The organism is Brevibacterium sp. UCMA 11752 (genome assembly GCF_021532235.1).
GTDB lineage: Bacteria > Actinomycetota > Actinomycetes > Actinomycetales > Brevibacteriaceae > Brevibacterium > Brevibacterium antiquum.
In genome coordinates this window covers 3,001,276-3,019,344 of the sequence record NZ_JACBOS010000003.1, presented here as the reverse complement: position 1 = coordinate 3,019,344, position 18,069 = coordinate 3,001,276, and the positions used below count along the sequence as shown (strand labels likewise).

Here is an 18,069-nt window from a genome sequence, read left to right as displayed (position 1 = left end):
GACGGTGCGCTCAGACCCCACAGATACTCATGTCGATGCCCACTTGTCTCACTGTTCATGAGAAACTGAAGGCATAAGCACTGCGACGCAGACTGACCGCGTCATCATCATCGAGAAGGAGAGAGCACGTGAACGCAAGCCTGTTGACCACCGTTGCCGAAGGCGCGGAGAAGGCAGCCCACCACACCGAATTGCCGATGGATCCGATCTTCTTCGGACTCATCACCCTCGCGATCTTCCTCTCGATGGCAGCTGTGAGCCGGTCGTGGAAGGGCATCTCCAACCGCCACTGATATGGCTAAGCAAACACGCAGGGTCGGTGTCATGGGTGGCACCTTCGACCCCATTCACCACGGTCACCTGGTCGCAGCCAGTGAAGTGCAGTCGACCTTTGATCTCGACGAGGTCGTCTTCGTGCCCACCGGACGTCCTTATCAGAAGGATGCCGGAGAGGTCACCAGCGCCGAACATCGGTATCTGATGACCGTCATCGCAACCGCGTCGAACCCGCGTTTCACGGTGTCTCGAGCCGACGTCGATCGTCCAGGTCCCACTTACACCATCGATACCCTGCGGGACCTGGCCAAGAGCTACGGATCCGACACAGAGATGTTCTTCATCACCGGCGCGGACGCTTTGGCTCAGATCCTGACGTGGAAGAATGTAGATGAGCTGTTTTCCTTGGCTCACTTCGTCGGAGTGAGCCGCCCGGGGCACGAACTTCGCAGTGAGGGTCTTCCGGTGGACCGGTTGAGCTTGGTGCAGATCCCTGCACTGTCGATCTCGTCCACGGATTGCAGACTACGGGTGATGGATGGGGCGCCTGTCTGGTATCTCGTACCGGACGGGGTCGTTCAGTACATCGCGAAATACGAGTTGTACAGGAGTGAAAATGGCTGAGGAGCAGTTCACGTCACGCCGTGCCAGACGAGAAGCCGAGCGGGTGGCTGCAGAACAGGCGTTCGAAGCACGAGAGACACCTGAGCAGCCAGAAGAGCCGTCATCGGGCGACCGTTCCGAACTGCTGAACCCGCCTCCAGCACGGGCCCAGGCACCCGAATCGCGGACGGACACCGAGTCACCGCATCAGACCGCCCCTGAACGCGGCGCATCATCTGCCGATCAGACGCGGGAGTCGGGGCCTCCGGTTGAAGCGGCAGAGCCCGTCGACCCACAACAAGCCCCCTTGCCTCATTTCGATTCGCGCACCGCCCGTAAAAGCTACCTGCGCGATAACGGACTGTCTGTTGAAGGCGACCTCTCAACCGGAGCGACCCCTGTCATCGCAGGACCGGAAGCAACCTCGCCCGAGGAATCAGATGAGACCGCAGCCGGTGAGGACGAATCCTTCGACACTGCTGGATTCGGCGGATCGGCCGACGAAGTCGCCGCACGAGATTTCGAGTCTCCGGTCACCGCGGCCTCCGCACCGCGACCGACTTCCTTCGACGATGCTCCGCACGATGCACTCTCCCAGCCGATCGAAGATCTGGACCCGGGAGCAGCAGCGACGAGCTCCCCCTCCGGGGCTGCAGAATCGCCGGTCGAAGATTATGCTCTTTCGTCTGCTCCCAGGCGGCCCACTGCTGAACCAGCGCCGCCTGTACGGTCGAGGCCTGAACCGGCCCAGCCTGAGCAGCGCGCGGGGGACTCATCAACCCCGGCCCAGTCACCAGCCCCGCCGCAGTCATCAGGACTTGGAGAGTCGGCACCCGCCGGCGATGCGCTCAACGATGATGCCGCCGATGAGGGTGGCGGGACGAGCCGCTCACGGCGCATGCCTATCGTGCAGCCGCCGAGCAGCTCCGGAGTGCGGGTCGTCACGGCGGCCTCAGCCCAGATTCCGGAGGTCGACAGCCCGGCGACGACCCCAGATACCGGTACCGACCAGTCCTCGAGGGGCCGCACCGATTCCGGCCAAGGCCAGGGCGCAGGGACGACATCAACCACCGACTCGTCTGCTGCAGGAACAGGCACCTCCTCCGATGACTCGGCTCGTGCACTTGCGGCCAACCCCGAGACCCGTCCGATGGAGACCGTGCCAGAGGCCTGGGCACTTCCCAATCCTGACTACGAGGACGAAGAGACTGAGGATCCTCCGGGGACACGTATTCGCGCCAGCGAGGTCACCGGTCACGACGGCCGGATCCTAGTTGGGGAAGAACCATCCAAAGTACCCTATGTAGTGCTGGGTGTCGCTGCGCTCTTCGCAGTCGCACTCATCGTCATTGCACTGGTCATGTTGCTGTAATCATCTGAAAGGCTCTTGTGAGCGAGACCATTGAATCAACCCAAATGCTGAGAACTGCCGCACGTGCGGCAGACGAGAAGTTCGGCACCGATCAGGTGGCTCTCGATGTGAGTGCCACCCTCTACATCACCGATGCCTTCCTCATCATCTCGGCGGAGAACGATCGGCAGATCGCATCGATCGTCGACGCCGTTGAAGAGGCCCTGCAGACGGCCTATGGTCACACGCCTCTGCGCCGTGAAGGTCGGGGGAGCGGGGACTGGGTCCTCCTGGACTTCGGTGACATCGTTGTCCACGTCTTCTCGCAGGAGCAGCGCGAATACTACGCGCTCGAACGCCTGTGGAAGGACTGCCCGGTCATCGATCTGGAACTGCCGGCGGCGGCTGTCGCCGACGACTCTCAGTGACCAGTACCGTCATCTTCTGGCGACATGGCCAGACCGACTACAACGTCGAAGGCAGGTTCCAAGGTCAAAGTGACATCCCGCTCAACGAACTCGGGCGGACTCAAGCCGCTCAGGCAGCGGGCTACTTGAGCGAACTGCAGCCTGAACTCATTGTCTCCTCCGACCTGTCGCGGGCCGCTGACACTGCCGACGCACTTGCTTCGCTGCTGAACGTCGGTGTCACACGCGATGAGCGTCTGCGTGAGACCGCCTTCGGCGAGTGGGAGGGCCATACTCGGGACGAGCTCAGTGCATCTTGGCCAGACGAGCTCGAACAATGGCTCAGCGGAGCTGACACAAACCCACCCGGTGGGGAATCCCGCACCGAGTCGGGTCGTCGAGTCGCCTCGGCGATCACGGACATCGTCGCTGGTTCGGAGTCCAAGACCATCGCCATCGTCGCTCATGGAGCTGTGCTGCGCGCAGCCGCAGAACTGCTGCTCGGCATGGACGGGCCAGGTCGCCTCGCTGTCCTGGGAAACTGCGGACATGGCGAATTCGGATTCACCGGCCACAGCTGGATCCTGCGCAGCTGGGGCACAGTACCCTCCTGACGCGTGCACAGTCCCCTCATGACGCGCGCGCTGCACAGTCCTGACCTGTGCACTGCACTGGACTGCACACTGACGACTCGTGCACTCACTGCCGTGAGGCGTGAACCTTGCGAATCATGCCCACCAGCGCCTGGGCCGATGAGTCCCAATCAAAGCGTTTGGCCTGCCTCTGCCCGGCCGCTGAGAGTTCGGACCACAGTGTGGCATCGGTGAGACGTTCGATCGTTGTGGCCACGTCGCCGGCATCATCGGGGTCGAAGTAGACAGCAGCCTCGCCAGCGATCTCATGGAAGATCGGAATGTCCGAGACCGCCACCGGCACACCCTGGGCCATCGCCTCGATGACAGGAAGCCCGAATCCCTCCTCCTGAGAGGCAGTGACCAGTGCGGTTGCGCCCTCGAGCAGATCTGCATACTCCGCATCGCTGACCCCCCGGTGGAAGATCACCTTCGCCCGATTGGGGATCAGTGCACGTAACGCGGCCTCACGTCTGCCGTCGATTCGACTGGCGATGTGCAGCGTCCATCCCGGCAGATGCTCCAGCGATCGAATGAGGGTCTCGACGTTCTTATAGGGCAGGAACGCGCCCATGTAGACCAAAGAACGCGCATCGTTCCTGTTGACGGAGCGTATTCCGGAAACGGCAGCCTCGGCGGCATTGGACACCACGGTCACCGGTTTCGATGACAGATGGTGCTCTGCGATCAGGTTCTTCGTCGTCCGACTCACGGCAGCGATCGCATCGGCGCGTCCCAGCAGCAGACGCTGCGGGGCGTAGCTGAGGTGGTAGGCCCGCCACAGCAGCCGGAGCGCCGCGGGCAGATCTGCAGGGGGCAGCGGATGCGAATAGTAGATGAGATCGTGGACGGTCAGAATGAGGCCGTACCTGCGTCCCGTCGATCCCATCACCTGCATGGTGGAGAAGACCACATCGGCGCCGAGGTCGTTGAGCTTCTTCGCAATGAAGACCTCCTGCGGAGATGTGGGGGAGTTGAGTCTGACCCATGCACAGTCGGGGAGGAGATCCAGCTGAGCTTCATCGCTGATGATCGCAGTGACCTCGATGCCGGTTCCCCGCACGGCTGAGAGCAGAGCAGCGAGCAGGCAGGATCCGTAGCGGGAGATGCCATCGTGGTGGGTCGTTCGTGTGAAGCGGGCATCGAAGTAGACGCGGATCGTTTCATTCGTCTGTGTGCTGTTTGTGCTTTTGCTCATGGAACTCCGAGTCGATAGTCTGATGACCTGTAAGTCTGCGTTCATCCGAGATTGTGTTCATCGTGACGAAGGGTCAGTGAGTGAAGAAACCATCACCTGCGTCCGTGGCACTGAGGCTACGGACATGATCCTAACGGTTCTCGCTCTTGCCTCACTCATCATTCTCACCCCCATCATCACTCGCTGGCTCGGTCGTGGCAGCGGATGGCTCCTGGCCGCCGCCTATCTCGGCATCGCCGGTCTGTTCACCCCCACCGCCGCCGAGGTGATGGCCGGGGCCACTCCGGAAGTGACCTACCAGTGGATTCCCTCCTTCGGTGTCGATCTGGCCCTGCGCGCCGACGGCATCGGCGTCATCTTCACCTACATCGCACTGATCATCGGCGCAATCGTCTTCGTCTATTCGACCGGCTACCTGTCCCAGGGACGAAACACGAGCTTCTACTGGCTGATGGTCATCTTCACCTTCTCGATGGTGATGCTGGTTCTCAGCAACGACCTCTTGGTGCTCTTCGTGTGCTGGGAACTGACGTCTCTGGCCTCCTTCTTCCTCATCGCCCGGTCGGGCTCGCCCGGCCAGGGGCCCTCTCTGCGCACCATGTTCATCACCTTCATCGGCGGACTCTCCCTGCTGGTGGCCACCGGAACCATCATCGCGGTCACCGGAACCACGAACGTCCACGATGCGCTGAGCTCGCCCGTCTGGTCGGGTCAGGCACCGGTGACGACGCTGGTCGCGATCCTCATCGCGGTCGCGGCGATGACCAAGTCGGCCCAGTTCCCCTTCCATTCCTGGCTGCCTGACGCGATGGCCGCAGCCACACCGGTCTCCGCGTATCTGCACGCGGCCGCCGTGGTCAAGGCTGGCATCTTCCTGCTCCTCCGCTTCACACCTGCCTTCCACGCCACCCCTGCCTGGAACACGCTCCTCATCGTCGCCGGCCTCATCACCGCCTGCATCGGCGGCTGGTTCGCTCTCAACCAGTACGACGTCAAGAAGCTGATGGCCTATTCCACGGTTTCGCAGCTGGGTCTCATCACTGCGGTGATCGGCGTCGGATCCGAAGCGGCGATCGCCGCTGCGTGCCTGCACGTGATCGCCCACGCCCTGTTCAAATCCGGCCTCTTCATGATGGTCGGAGTCGTTGACCATCTCGCCGGGACCCGCGAACTGACTCGGATTCCACAACTGATGCGAGCGGCTCCGGGGTCCTTCTTCGTCATGATCATCGGCTGCGCCTCCATGGCAGGCATCCCACCTCTGCTCGGCTTCGTCTCGAAGGAATCCCTCTTCACCGCATTCGCTGACACTCCCGGTTCGGACTGGACCGGATGGGCAGCCCTGCTGGTGGCCGTCGCCGCCTCGGTGCTCACCTTCGCCTACTGCGCGAAGACTGTCTGGGGGGCATTCATCGATGGCAAACCGGTGGAGAAGGCGAGACTGGGCCACGGGTCACCCGTCATGCTCGTTTCCGCTGCGATGCCGATCCTCGCCTCGATTCCGCTGAGCTTCGTCCTGTTCGTCTTCGACAACCCTCTCGATCAGGCAGTCCAAGCGGCCATTCCCGACGCAGGCGAAGCAGTGCACCTTGCCCTCTGGCACGGGGTGAACAAGGAACTCATAGCCTCACTGCTGATCATTGCGATCGGCGTGATCATCATCGTCAACCGCTCCCGCGTCTTCGTCTTCTTCCACCGAGCAACCCTCGGCTTCGACGGCGCCAACGTGATGAGCGGTCTGACGTGGGTCCTGCGTCGAGCCGGCCGCGGTCTGAGCATCTTCGCCAAGCCGATGAACTCCGGCCCCTACCTGGCCATGTCGCTGGGCGGTCTCGCCGTTCTAGCCTTCTCGGCCGTCCCGATCATCTATTCGGACCTGCCTCCTCTGCAGGAAGGTCTGTGGCGACCCATCGACATCGTCCTCCTCGTCCTCATCACCGTGGCCGTGCTCGTTGTCTGCAGCTCCCACTCCCGCCTGACCACAGTGGTTGCTCTGTCGGGAGTCGGCATTCTCGCTACTGTCCAGATTCTGGCTCTCGGCGCTCCGGACGTCACTCTGACTCAGCTGCTGGTCGAGGCGATGACGATCATCGTCATCATGTTGGTCTTGCAGAAGCTTCCACGTTCCTTCTGGAGATATCCGAAGCGCCTGCAGGCCACCCGCGTGATCTTCGCCCTCATCGTCGGACTTGCCGCCACCGTGCTGACACTGGCTCTCAACGGACGTCGGGAGCGGTCAGATCTCGGTCTGTACTACATCGAGAACGCCCCCGACATCAGCGGCGGGCACAACATCGTCAACACGATCCTCGTAGAGTTCCGTGCCTTGGACACCCTCGGCGAGCTCACCGTCCTCGGTATGGCCGGAATCGCAATCGTTGCGGTGATGTCGACGGTCAAGGACAAGTTCATCGATCCTCCCGCGGAGAACATCCCCGAACCGCCGAAGAAGGCGTGGATCTCAGTCCGACCTCGGGGCACGACCGCCTATCGCGCTGTCCACGAGGCGTGGCCCAACGTGATTCCGCCGCAGCTGACGATCAAAGTCCTCGGACCGCTGCTGGCTATCAGCTCACTGGTGATCTTCTGGCGCGGTCACAACGAGCCCGGTGGTGGCTTCATCGCCGCCCTGGTCGGCTCTGCGGTCATCGGCCTCCTCTACATGTCCACGGCCAAGGACCGGGCGATCGGTCCGCCCAAGGCGCCCCTGTACCTCATCGGATCGGGAGTGGCCACAGCCGTGGGAACGGGATTCATCGGGCTCATCTTCGCAGGCTCCTTCCTCGAGCCCTTGCACGGCTATTTCCTGGGTCAGCATTTCACCACTTCGATGCTCTTCGACCTGGGTGTGTATCTCGCGGTGGTCGGCCTCATACTGGCGTCCTTCAATCTCCTCGGAGTCTCGGATTCCGCCGCCACGCCCGCCGGCGACGATGTCCTGACCAACGGAATCATCCGCCGTGACGTCGAACGCACCCGTGAACGCGCCGACGAACTGCTCTACGGGGAGCTGAGTGGACCGATGGACGCTATCAGAGGAGAACGCCCGCCCCGCGACCGTCGGTCCCGAGTCGCCGACCCGGATGCGAAGGTGAGAGCATCGTCGACTCATATCCTCCACGGCGACGCTCCCATCGAACGGTCCAGAGGCGATGCAGCGGGACAGTCACGAACAGATGAGCAGGAGGGTGTGAAATGATCCTGGCCCTCACAATCGGAGTGCTGACCGCCGGCGGGGTGTACCTCATGATGCAGCGATCGATGGTCAGAGGCGTCTTCGGACTCACTCTCATCTCCCATGCTGCGAACTTCATCCTGCTCTCTGCCGGAGTCAGCGCCTGGCGAGTCGAGCCCATCAGCGGTCGCGGTGATCAGAGCCTGGCCGCCGACCCGCTGCCGCAGGCCTTCGTTCTCACCGCCATCGTCATCACCCTGGCGGTGACGATCTTCATGCTCGCGCTGGCCGTGCTCGGCCATGACGACGATCAGAAGCGGGCCCCTGAGACAGGGGAGGAACGAGAATCATGAACCCAGCATTCCTGCTCCTGCTCATCGGCGTGCCGCTCCTGTCATCGGCGCTGAGCGTGCTCATCACCTCCCGCACCTTCGACCGCATTCTGCTGTTGGCGACCCCGAGCTTCGTCGGCATCTCCGGCATCGTTCTGCTCTTCGTCCACCACCGGCAGCCGGTGCTCGCCCACTCCGTCGGCGGCTACGTCCCCGGTCTGGCGATCCCGTTCGTCTCCGATACCTTCACCGCTCTGATGCTGGTGCTGACCTCGCTCACAGCGATCGCGAGCTCCGTCTTCCTGATCACGACCGGTGAGGACCAGTACCGTTTCGTCCCTGCCCTGATCCTGATGATGCTCACCGGTGTCTACGGAGCACTGCTGACCGGCGATCTGTTCAACTTCTTCGTCTTCGTCGAGGTCATGGTGCTGCCGGCCTACGCACTCATCGCGGTGACCGGAACCTGGCGCCGCCTCGGCGTGGGTCGCATGTACGTCATGGTCAACCTGCTCACCTCGACGATTCTGCTCATCGGGGTCGGCTTCGTCTACGGTGCCACCGGCACCGTCAACATCGCGATCCTCGCACAGTTGGGGGCACCGACCGGGCAGGCGGCGCTGGCAATCGGCGTCGTCCTCTTTGCGCTGATCATCAAGGCCGGCGGTGCACCGTTCCACGGCTGGCTGGTTCGCAGCTATCCGAACACCTCGGCGGGGATGATGTCGCTGTTCTCGGGGCTGCACTCGAAAGTGGCCCTCTATGCGATCTATCGGATCTACACTTCGGTCTACGGCGAGCCTGCCGCTTGGGCCAATGTCATCGTCACCATCGCCATCATCAGCATCATGATCGGCTCCCTGTCCGCATTCGGGCAGAACAGGGTCCGCAATGTCCTCGCCTTTCAGATGACGGCGGGAGTCGGTCACATCCTCGTCGGTGTGGTCCTGCTGACCTCGACTGCGCTGGGTGCAGGCGCCTTCTACATGGTCCACCACATGATCACGATGTCGGGCCTCCTGCTCATCATGGGCGCAGTCGAACAGACCTACGGCACTGGGTCGTTCAAGAAGCTGTCCGGGTTGGCTGGTCGCGAGCGGTGGGCGACAGTCCTGATGATCCTCGGTCTCTTCTCACTCATCGGCCTCCCACCGACCTCGGGTCTGTGGGGCAAAGTCGGTCTCATCAAGGCCGCAACCGCCAGCTCGGACTCCCTGGGCTGGTGGCTGGTCGCGGCGATCGTCGTCGGCGCTCTGATCAGCCTGCTCGCACTCCAGCGGACGTGGCGCAACACCTTCTGGGGTCCGCCGATGCAGACCTACCGTCCCGATTCGGCAGAGACCGGGCGCGCTCCGGCCGTACCCATCGTGAGAAGCGTCCGGATCCCTGCGCGCCTGCTGGTGCCGGGAACGATCATGATCGCGATCTCCGTGGCCATCTTCGCCTACCCCGAACCGCTGCTCGAGATCACCGCTCGCGCCGCGGCCGGGCTGCTTGACCACAGCGCCTATATCGAGGCGGTGACGGCCCCATGATGCGTCTCATCCACGGCATCTCGTACCTGTTCTACATCGGCTGGGCAATCGTGACCGGGTCGCTGACCATCGTAGTCCGGCAGTTCCTGCCGGGCAGATCGTACGCGCACCCGATGATCGTTGAGGTCCCGCTGCGGTGCGTCACCGATCTCGAGGTCACCCTGTTCGCCTCCTCGATCACGATCACACCCGGCACACTGGTCACGGCCATTGCCGCGGGCACCTCCACACAGCCGCCGGTGCTCTTCGTCCACGCCCTGTTCGAGGATTCTGAGGAATCCGCACTGGAGGGCCTCTACGACATGGAGTCACGGCTGCTGGCGATGACGCGGGGCCGGGCTCCAACCACTGCCGCAAGCACCGTCACCGAGGTTGAACAGGAGGAAGGACGCCCATGATCATCGTCGTCAGCATCTGCATCGTCATCCTCGCCGCGGCCGTCATCGTCGGCCTGGTGAGGGTACTGACCGCCAAGGACCTGGGGTCGCGGGCGATCGTCAGCGATCTCATGTACTTCTCCGCCATCGGCATGCTCACGATGTTCGGCATCCTCGTCTCCTCGTCGATCGTCCTCGACGCAATCTTCCTCGCATCCATGGTCGGCATCCTCGCCACCATGGCGCTGTCACGGATCCTCACCAGGGGGCTGCGCTGATGAATGATGCTGTGGCAACCGCCCTCGTCGGTGTCTTCGGGATCAGTGGGTCCCTCCTCATGCTGTTCTCCGCGCTTGCGATGTTCCGGGTCCGTGACGCCTTGTCCCGGATCAATGTGTTCTCACCGGCCACTGGCCTGGGGATGCCGCTGATCGTGGCAGCAGTCTACGTCTATGACATTCACACGGAGGGTTTCAGCTGGGGCTCACTGCTCATGGCTGTCGCAGCTGTGCTGTGCCTGATCATCGTGTCCTCGGTGGCCAGCAACACGCTCTCGCGTGCCAGCGTGCTGTCCGGACAGCCCGTCTACCGCAAGACCGCACCGAACCGACTGGCCCGCCCACCTGCGGGAGTCGTCGACGAGGACCTCGATTCCCCTGATCAGCCGAGGGACGGGGCCTGAGCTGTTGGGCCGTGGCTGCTGAGATCGGGCCCCGGCCGGCTATTCCCTGCCTGTGGTGCGCATCGTGATGTTGATTCTGCCCCCGCCGAGGTGGTCCAGACGACCGTATTCAGGCGCGGTGGCCTCCCGGATGGAGGTCACCCCGTGATAGGCGAAGCGGGCGGGTCCGCCGAAGACGAAGGCATCGCCGGAGGCCAGCCGAATGTCCTCATAGGGCTTGTTTCGGCTGACGGTGTTGCCGAACCGGAAGACACACGTGTCACCAAGTGAGAGTGACACGACTGGTGCAGGATCGGATTCGTCCTTGTCCTGGTGCATTCCCATCTTCGCCCGAGCGTCGTAGTAGTTCACTAAAGCCACGTCCGGACAGTACGCTTCGGGCACAAGACCCCAGAGGCTCCTGAAATCAGCGGGGGAGTCGGGATCCTCAGCAACCACCTCGGCGGCGCTGGAGACGACCTGGCGGCCCAGACGAGTCATCCAGTCCGGGAATGAGAGCACCCGCTGACCGTTGACATCGCGGGCGTGGCGATCATAGCGGCCCGGCTGCCAATGCCACCCCAGGCCAATGGTTCTCACACTCATCGGATGCCCGGCGATCGACGTCGCATGAGCAGGCACCGGACCGGACTGCCACTTTGCGTATTGTCTGATGATCCAGGTTTGAGCCGCCTCGTCGAGGAATCCGGGGAGCCAGACCGCCCCTGGTGCGATGACGCGGGGGCGGCGGTCGAAGGCCTCGTCGGCGAAGAGTGACTCCATGGCAGGACGAATCCGAACTCAGAGTTCGCCGAGCTCGATCGACTCGTCCTGCAGTCGCGCGGCAGATACGCTCGTGCCGATGAGTGCCCGAAGTTCGTCACCGACGTCCCAGATGTTGACGTTCATGGCCGCTGTGACGGTACCGCCGCGAGTCCAGAACACGATGAACTCACCGCTCGACTTTTCGCCGCGAATGACGACATCGTCGTCACTGCCGCCATGCCCGACGTATTCCATGCCGAGATCGTACTGGTCCGTGTAGAAGTACGGTTCCCAGTCGTAGACCTTGTCCCCGCCGGTGATGGTGGCCGCCGCGACGTCGGCTTGGCGCACCGCGTTGTCCCAGTGTTCGACGCGCAGTCGCTGGTTCAGCAGTGTGTTCTGGGCTGCAGCGATGTCGCCGATGGCGAAGATATTGGCATCGCTTGAGCGCATCTGCTCATCGACGATCACGCCGTCATCGGTCTCCAAGCCCGCAGCAGCGGCCAGTTCGATGGTCGGGTCAGCACCGATTCCCACGACGACCAGGTCGGCAGGAAGGTCACCGGCACTGGTCCGGACGGACTCCACGGCCTTCGTTCCCGAGAAGCCGGTGGTGTCAGCCTCGGTGACGAAGTCGATGCCGTTGGACCGGTGGAGCTCTTCGAAGTACTCACCGATCTCTGTGCCGAGGGCCGACTTCAAAGGGGGAGTCGAGCGCAGGACGACGGTGACATCGCATCCGGCGTTCTGCGCTGCCGCGGCGACCTCGAGGCCGACCCAGCCACCGCCGATGATGACGACCTTATTGTCCTGGCCGAACTGCGAACGGATAGCCACAGCGTCACCGGCATCGCGAAGGGTGTGGATGTTGCCCAGATCGGCGCCGGGCACATCCAAGGAGCGCGGCGTGGAGCCTGTGGCCAGGATGACCTGTCCGTAGACGAGGCTCTCGCCATTGTCGAGCGTGATGCTCTGCTTCTGCACATCCAGTTCAGTGACAGTGGTGCCGAAGAACGTCGTCACATCGTGGGCGGGATACCAGTCAGCACCGCGCAGTGCCGACTCGGCGGGGTCTGATCCTTCGAGCATGACCTTCTTGGACAGATCCGGACGGTAATAGGGTGCGGCCGGATCGGAGCCGATGAGAGCGATCGACGCGGTGTAGCCGCCGTCGCGGAGTGCCTCGACCGCTGTTCCGCCGCCGATTCCGGCGCCGATGATGACAGTTCCGAATTCCTGAGCCATTGCCTGTCCTTCCGAGAGGGGATTTCTTCCACCCTGTACCGCCGGTCACAGAGAGTCAACTGGGGTGAGGGGCTCAGCTTCGCCGTTTTGTGCACCATGGGGGCTTCGGCGTAAAGTGAGAGCCGAAGGGGCTTTAGCTCAGTTGGTAGAGCGTTTCGTTCGCAATGAAAAGGTCAGGGGTTCGATTCCCCTAAGCTCCACAAGTTTTCACAGGGACAGGTCGGTCTTCCAGAGACAACTTGTTCTCCCAGAGGTGCAGAGGTGGTCGCGGGTTGAAGCTGCAGACATTGACCATGACCGGCATTCTTGGCCTCGCAGGTATCGTGCACTTCCTCAGACCCGAGACCTTCGACTCGATCGTTCCACCCCGTCTGGGCAATCCCCGTTTCTGGACCTATGCCAGTGGTGTCGCTGAACTCGGCTGTGCCACGATGCTCGCTGTGCCTGCCACACGCCGACTGGGCGGAACGGCCTCTGCCGCGCTCATGGTCGGTGTCTTTCCGGCCAACATCTACACCGTGAAGAAGCACTGGCACAGTCCTCGGGGACGTGCGATCGCCCTGGCTCGTCTCCCACTGCAGGTTCCCCTCGTGTGGATGTCCTGGAATATCGCGGGTGGTCAGGCCGAAGCCTCAGACTGAGGTCTGGTGGGCAGCGGTGACCATTTCTGACGTCGCCCGGGTCATTGACACATAACGGTCCACCCCACCCTGCACACCGGTGCCGAAGCGCTGAGGGTCCACGACGATGACGAGATCGAATTCCAGCCCCTTGACCTCAGCTGGCCCCATCACGGTGACCCGTTCAGTTCTGATGACGTTCCACGAGTCCGGTTCCATCGTGATGACACAGACGATTCCCTCGCTGTGAGAGCCCAACCACGCACTGACTAAGGAAGGTATCCCTTCTGTGCAGATGTGACGGACTGGGACACCTGACTGGCGAACCGAACGCGGTACATTGGCGTGCGGGATGACCGCACGGATCACGGGTTCCGCTTCGCTCATCACCTCGGCGGGGGTGCGGTAGTTGATGCTGAGGTGAACCTCCTCGACATTGAGTCCGAGGTGGCTCAACCGCTCGTCCCAGGTCTGGAGGAATCCATGACGTGCTTGTGCCGGGTCACCGACGATGGTGAAGCTCTTGGACGGACACCGGTCAAGGAGCATGTGCCACTGTGCATCGGTGAGCTCCTGCGCTTCGTCGACGATGATGTGACCGTAGGGTCCCGCGAGGCGGTCAGAGGCGAGGGCCTCCCGAGCTGACGGGTTGTCCAGCGCGCCTCGCAGGTCCTCGCCCTTGAGCATCTGCATCTGCATCAGCTCACTGTCGTCAGCGGCAATGAAATCAGCAACGACATCGTCCATGCGGTCCTGCTCAGCTGCCGCCTCCAACTCGGCACGACGACGCTGTCTCAGGTCAGCAGGATCACCGATACGACGTCTGCTGCGTCGATGAATGGAATGTCCTCCTTCGTCCACTCTCTGGCTCCGGATCGCTGCAGCCGCGACACATCTTCGTCGCTGAGTCCGGGTGCGGCCAGACTCAGGTAGGCCGGGACAGTCCAGAGATCACCCGCGATGTCCAAGGGGTCGAGAATCGGCCAAGTGGTTGTCAGAACCTCTCGCAGATCGGGGTCCTTTCCGATGAAGACGCGGACCTGGTCTGGTTCGGCGTCCTCATCGGCATCGACGACGATCTCGGTGAGAATGTCCAGCAGTTCGTTCCAGACCAGATCACGCGCAGTGTTGTGATCGACGTCCGTATCATGCGCTGAGAAGGCCGTTGCCCAGTCGCCCGGAGTGACCGTGACATCACCCCACACCGTGAAGATCGTCAGGGCGGTGGTGGGAGCCTGCTCATAGATGCTCACGGCACGGTCGATGACTTCGCCGGGATTCAGCATCCCTTTGAGGCGAGCGCTGCGCTCGTCGTCGCTGGCCGCAGGGGACTCTGGGACCAGGTCGTCCAGAGTGCAGAGGCGCACACCGTTCTCGCCCAGGCGCGGCAGCACATCGTCGACATAGGACAGATACGCGGAATTCGGGCCGACGAAGAGCAGGCCGCCGCCGCTGGCGATGCCGCGATCGGAGTAGAGGAGGTAGGCGGCACGGTGCAGGGCGACGACCGTCTTTCCGGTTCCCGGCCCACCGTCGACGACCAGCGGCGAGTCGGCCGGGGCACGGATGATCGAGTCCTGGTCGGCCTGGATGGTGGAGAGGACATCGTGCATCTTGGCCGATCGGCTGGCCCCCAGAGAGGCGATGAACGCAGCCTGATCGTCGAGGGCGGCGCTCTCATCGACGCGCGCCGTGGTGAATCCTTCGTCCCAATAGTCCGTGATCTGTCCGTTCGACCAGCGGTAGCGGCGACGTGTCGACAGTCCCATCGGAGAGGCGAGGGTGGCCGCGAAGAACGGTTCGGCCAGGGGTGCCCGCCAATCGATGAGCAGGCTGCGCCCGCCTTCATCTCGCAGCCCCATTCGACCGATGTAGACGATCTGACCAGAATCAGCGAACACCATGCGACCAAGGCAGATGTCGAGGGCGAAACGCTGCAGCAGATTCAGTTCGGAGGACAGACGATGGATGGCGGAATCGCGGTCCAGTGCGGCTTCTCCAGAACCTCTGGGGACACGACGGAGATCAGCGAGCCTGGACTCGACAGTGGCAAGTTCGCTGTCGATGCGATCGGAGATGCGAGCGAAATGGGCGTCATCGGCCGCGATGAGCTTCGGCGTGTTCTTGGCAGCGAGTCGGGAGGGCATATTGAAGACGGTGGAAGGCACACGGAATCCTTTGTCTGAAGAGTGAAGACCCCATTGTTCCCCCTGACCAGGGCCTTGCGGCAAGCCCCCATCCATGGCATATTCTGATAATGGCAGGGACTCCGGAATTCGCGTCACAGGCATTGCAGACATTGCGCCGTCTGCGCTTCTCCGCGGCCACCGCCGCTTTCCAGGTCGAGGGTGCGAGGACCATCGGCGGTCGCGGACGAACCATATGGGACGACTTCGTGGACGTTCCCGGCAATGTTCTTGACTCCAGCACCGCTGATCCGGGTCCCGACAGCTATCACCGCAGCGCCGAGGACGTCGAGTTGCTGGCAGGTCTCGGCGTCGACCGATACCGGTTCTCGATCTCCTGGGTCCGAATCATCCCCGACGGGAAGCAGGGGACAAAGCCCAACGCCGTGGGCCTGGACTATTACGAACGCCTCGTCGATGAACTCCTGGCCGCCGGGGTGACCCCCGAGCCCACCCTCTACCATTGGGACCTTCCAAGTGGCCTCGAGGCCACGGGTGGGTGGCTGAACAGGGACACAGTCCATCGCTTCGGCGAATACGTCGAAGCTGTGGCGGACCGTCTCGGTGATCGAGTCCGCCATTGGTACACGATCAACGAGCCGGCTTCGACGTCACTGCAGGGCTATGCGCTCGGGGAACTGGCGCCGGGACGCTCGATGCTCTTCGAGGCTCTGCCGAGCGTCCATCACCAACTCCTGGCCCACGGGACCGCAGCGACGATACTGCGTGAGCACGGAGCCCAACAGGTCTCACCGGCGATCAACCACAGCCGAATCCTTCCGGAAACGGATACGCAGCACGATCACCTCGCTGCCGAGACCCTTGATCTCATCTACAATCGTCTCTTCGCCGATCCGCTGCTCCTGGGGGAGTATCCTGATCTCGACGCGCTGGGAACCCAGATGCCGATCCGCGACGGGGACATGGAACTCATTTCGACGCCCAGCGATGTCTACGGACTCAACTACTACAATCCGACAACTGTGCGCGGAGTCGACGAGGGCCCACTGCCCTTCGATATGGTGCCGACTCCACAGGCTGCGACCACCGGTTTCGGACCGTTATGGCCGATTCGACCAGACACGCTGCGAGACTTCCTCATCGATATGCGCACACGCTACGGGGTGAGGCTGCCGCCCATCGTGATCTCTGAGAACGGTGCGTCCTTTCCCGAACCCGAGGTGTGCACCGGACCGATCCGCGACGACGAACGCATCGCCTACCTGCGTGATCATCTCCTGGCTGTCGCCGGGGCGATCGAGGCCGGTGTGCCCATCGCCGGGTACACCGTGTGGTCGCTGCTGGACAACTTCGAATGGGCCGACGGCTACACCCAGCGCTTCGGATTGGTCCACGCGAATATGGAGACCGGTGAGCGGACGCCGAAGGCCTCGTATGGGTGGTACCGGGACCTCATCGCCTCGGTTCGGGCATGAGCGCGAACCCACCAGCGGCGGGCCACCGACCGGACAAGAGGGTCGGACCTCTGTGGATGGTGTGGTTCACCCTGGCCTGGCTGGCCATCTGGACGGTTCAGCTGACTCCTATCCAGCTGCTGCTGCCATTGCAGCTCGACACCCAAAGCGGACACTGGCTGAATGGAGTCATCTGGTCCGGAGTCGTCCTCTCCGCAGGTGGTCTGGCAGGCATCATCGCCGCCCCGATCGCAGGGAGCCTCTCTGATCGAACACGTTCACGGTGGGGCCGCAGGCGTCCCTGGGCCATCGGCGGTTCGCTGGGTGCCGCCATTGGCCTCCTGCTCACCGGCTGGGCGCAGGGACCACTGTTCGTCGGCGCCGCCTGGATCGTCGTGTCCGTCTCGGTGGCCATCGCCTCGGCGGCGCTGATTGCTCTCATCGCCGATCAGCTCGACTCGCAGCGGGGGACGGCGTCGGCGTCTGCGAGCTCTGCGCAGGCCGTCGGCATCGTCGTCGGAGTCGGACTGGTCGTACTCCTGGGACTCGGCCTCGGCGCCTCCTATGCGCTCCTGGCCGGGATCATCACGGTCGTCGGGGTGGGCACCGCTGTTCTGCTGCCCGATCCCGCACCGGTCCACCCGAGAATCCTCACGCTGCAGGCGGGGCGGGAGCCGATCACCCGGGTTCGAATCTCGTCGCTGCTCGACCACAATTTCAAGTGGCTGCTCGTGTCACGGTTCGTCGTCAACGTGGGCAACGCCTTCGGCACTTCTCTGCTGCTCTTCTTCCTGATCTACGGAATCGGGGTTCCGGCAGAGAGCGCCGAAGACAAACTGCTCGTCCTGATCGTCATCTATACGGTCTTCGTCGTCATCTCGTCGATCGTGGTGGGAACCGTATCGGATCGTTCGGGCAAACGTCGCTTCTGGACGATCGCCTCGGCGCTGGTGCAGGCCTGTTCGGGAGTCATCATCCTCATCAGCCCCGAATTCGTCACCACCGCAATCGCCGCTGCCATCATGGGCACCGGCTACGGTGCGTACATGGCGGTCTCCCTGGCCTTCGCCACAGACCTGCTGCTCGATCCCGACGACCATGCACGGGACCTGAGCATGGTCAACAATTCCGCCGCATTGGGACAGCTCGTGGGGCCATTGCTGGGAGCAGGACTCGTCGCTCTCGTCGGCGGATTCTGGCTTCTCTTCGCAGCCGCATCACTGGTCTCGATCGTCGGTGCGGTGATGACGTTGACGGTGCACCCGAAGTCGATGCTCCTGCGCTGACTCTG

The 18,069-nt window shown here is 62.9% G+C and carries 19 protein-coding genes and 1 tRNA gene; 15 read left to right on the top strand and 5 right to left on the bottom strand.

Annotated elements, in window-relative coordinates; genetic code table 11:
• Positions 1-128 precede the first annotated feature (128 nt).
• Genes HU144_RS13500 through HU144_RS13480 form a run of 5 tightly spaced genes read left to right on the top strand, consistent with a single transcriptional unit; the run spans position 129 to position 3,251 of the window.
• On the top strand, positions 129-293 hold the full coding sequence (locus tag HU144_RS13500; protein ID WP_235351746.1) for a hypothetical protein: 165 nt from the start codon (positions 129-131) through the stop codon (positions 291-293).
• A 1-nt stretch (position 294) separates the two neighbouring features.
• Positions 295-900, top strand: coding sequence for a nicotinate-nucleotide adenylyltransferase (gene nadD / locus HU144_RS13495; protein WP_198395559.1), 606 nt, complete (start codon positions 295-297; stop codon positions 898-900).
• The gene (locus HU144_RS13490; RefSeq protein WP_235351745.1) at positions 893-2,251 is read left to right on the top strand and encodes a hypothetical protein; all 1,359 of its coding nucleotides are present in this window, start codon (positions 893-895) and stop codon (positions 2,249-2,251) included. Before nadD ends, HU144_RS13490 begins: the two co-directional genes overlap by 8 nt.
• A 44-nt stretch (positions 2,252-2,295) precedes the next feature.
• Positions 2,296-2,658 (top strand): ribosome silencing factor, encoded by a 363-nt coding sequence (gene rsfS, locus HU144_RS13485; RefSeq protein ID WP_235351743.1) that lies wholly within the window; start codon positions 2,296-2,298, stop codon positions 2,656-2,658.
• A complete protein-coding gene (locus tag HU144_RS13480) occupies positions 2,655-3,251 on the top strand; it encodes a histidine phosphatase family protein (protein ID WP_235351742.1) in 597 nt (198 codons plus the stop codon). Before rsfS ends, HU144_RS13480 begins: the two co-directional genes overlap by 4 nt.
• 85 nt (positions 3,252-3,336) lie before the next feature.
• Here the strand turns inward: HU144_RS13480 and HU144_RS13475 are convergent, their stop codons facing one another.
• On the bottom strand, positions 3,337-4,467 hold the full coding sequence (locus HU144_RS13475; protein ID WP_235351741.1) for a glycosyltransferase family 4 protein: 1,131 nt from the start codon (positions 4,465-4,467) through the stop codon (positions 3,337-3,339).
• A 124-nt stretch (positions 4,468-4,591) separates the two neighbouring features.
• Here HU144_RS13475 and HU144_RS13470 point away from each other — a divergent pair, with 124 nt between their 5' ends.
• The 6 genes from HU144_RS13470 to HU144_RS13445 are packed head-to-tail and all read left to right on the top strand — an operon-like array spanning position 4,592 to position 10,568.
• Positions 4,592-7,666, top strand: coding sequence for a DUF4040 family protein (locus tag HU144_RS13470; protein ID WP_235351740.1), 3,075 nt, complete (start codon positions 4,592-4,594; stop codon positions 7,664-7,666).
• Positions 7,663-7,995, top strand: coding sequence for a sodium:proton antiporter (locus HU144_RS13465; RefSeq protein ID WP_198395565.1), 333 nt, complete (start codon positions 7,663-7,665; stop codon positions 7,993-7,995). Before HU144_RS13470 ends, HU144_RS13465 begins: the two co-directional genes overlap by 4 nt.
• On the top strand, positions 7,992-9,509 hold the full coding sequence (locus HU144_RS13460; RefSeq protein ID WP_235351739.1) for a monovalent cation/H+ antiporter subunit D family protein: 1,518 nt from the start codon (positions 7,992-7,994) through the stop codon (positions 9,507-9,509). The genes HU144_RS13465 and HU144_RS13460 overlap by 4 nt, the downstream gene beginning before the upstream one ends.
• Entirely contained in the window at positions 9,506-9,907 is a 402-nt protein-coding gene (locus tag HU144_RS13455; protein ID WP_235351738.1) for a Na+/H+ antiporter subunit E, read from the top strand. The genes HU144_RS13460 and HU144_RS13455 overlap by 4 nt, the downstream gene beginning before the upstream one ends.
• Positions 9,904-10,164 (top strand): monovalent cation/H+ antiporter complex subunit F, encoded by a 261-nt coding sequence (locus HU144_RS13450; protein ID WP_235351737.1) that lies wholly within the window; start codon positions 9,904-9,906, stop codon positions 10,162-10,164. The genes HU144_RS13455 and HU144_RS13450 overlap by 4 nt, the downstream gene beginning before the upstream one ends.
• Complete coding sequence (locus tag HU144_RS13445; protein WP_235351736.1) at positions 10,164-10,568, top strand: cation:proton antiporter; 405 nt, start codon at positions 10,164-10,166, stop codon at positions 10,566-10,568. Before HU144_RS13450 ends, HU144_RS13445 begins: the two co-directional genes overlap by 1 nt.
• A 39-nt stretch (positions 10,569-10,607) precedes the next feature.
• Here the strand turns inward: HU144_RS13445 and HU144_RS13440 are convergent, their stop codons facing one another.
• Positions 10,608-11,330 (bottom strand): alpha-ketoglutarate-dependent dioxygenase AlkB, encoded by a 723-nt coding sequence (locus tag HU144_RS13440; protein ID WP_235351735.1) that lies wholly within the window; start codon positions 11,328-11,330, stop codon positions 10,608-10,610.
• Positions 11,331-11,348: 18 nt separating this feature from the next.
• Complete coding sequence (locus HU144_RS13435) at positions 11,349-12,557, bottom strand: NAD(P)/FAD-dependent oxidoreductase (RefSeq protein ID WP_235351734.1); 1,209 nt, start codon at positions 12,555-12,557, stop codon at positions 11,349-11,351.
• A gap of 127 nt (positions 12,558-12,684) precedes the next feature.
• On the opposite strand from HU144_RS13435, the gene HU144_RS13430 reads away from it, so the two are divergent.
• A tRNA-Ala gene (locus HU144_RS13430) sits at positions 12,685-12,757 on the top strand.
• Positions 12,758-12,850: 93 nt separating this feature from the next.
• On the top strand, positions 12,851-13,198 hold the full coding sequence (locus HU144_RS13425; protein WP_235351733.1) for a DoxX family protein: 348 nt from the start codon (positions 12,851-12,853) through the stop codon (positions 13,196-13,198).
• Here the strand turns inward: HU144_RS13425 and HU144_RS19470 are convergent.
• Together HU144_RS19470 and HU144_RS19465 are read right to left on the bottom strand one after the other, a co-directional pair.
• Positions 13,190-13,924, bottom strand: a complete 735-nt coding sequence (locus HU144_RS19470; RefSeq protein WP_328284297.1) for a UvrD-helicase domain-containing protein — start codon at positions 13,922-13,924, stop codon at positions 13,190-13,192. The two genes, HU144_RS13425 and HU144_RS19470, sit on opposite strands and share 9 nt — an antisense overlap.
• A 47-nt stretch (positions 13,925-13,971) precedes the next feature.
• Positions 13,972-15,345 carry a HelD family protein gene (locus HU144_RS19465; RefSeq protein ID WP_328284296.1) on the bottom strand — a complete coding sequence of 458 codons (1,374 nt, stop codon included), beginning with the start codon at positions 15,343-15,345 and terminating at the stop codon, positions 13,972-13,974.
• 89 nt (positions 15,346-15,434) lie between these two features.
• Between HU144_RS19465 and HU144_RS13415 the strand changes: the two genes are divergently transcribed.
• Positions 15,435-16,799 (top strand): GH1 family beta-glucosidase, encoded by a 1,365-nt coding sequence (locus HU144_RS13415; protein ID WP_235351732.1) that lies wholly within the window; start codon positions 15,435-15,437, stop codon positions 16,797-16,799.
• Positions 16,796-18,064 carry an MFS transporter gene (locus tag HU144_RS13410; protein WP_235351731.1) on the top strand — a complete coding sequence of 423 codons (1,269 nt, stop codon included), beginning with the start codon at positions 16,796-16,798 and terminating at the stop codon, positions 18,062-18,064. Before HU144_RS13415 ends, HU144_RS13410 begins: the two co-directional genes overlap by 4 nt.
• Positions 18,065-18,069 lie beyond the last annotated feature (5 nt).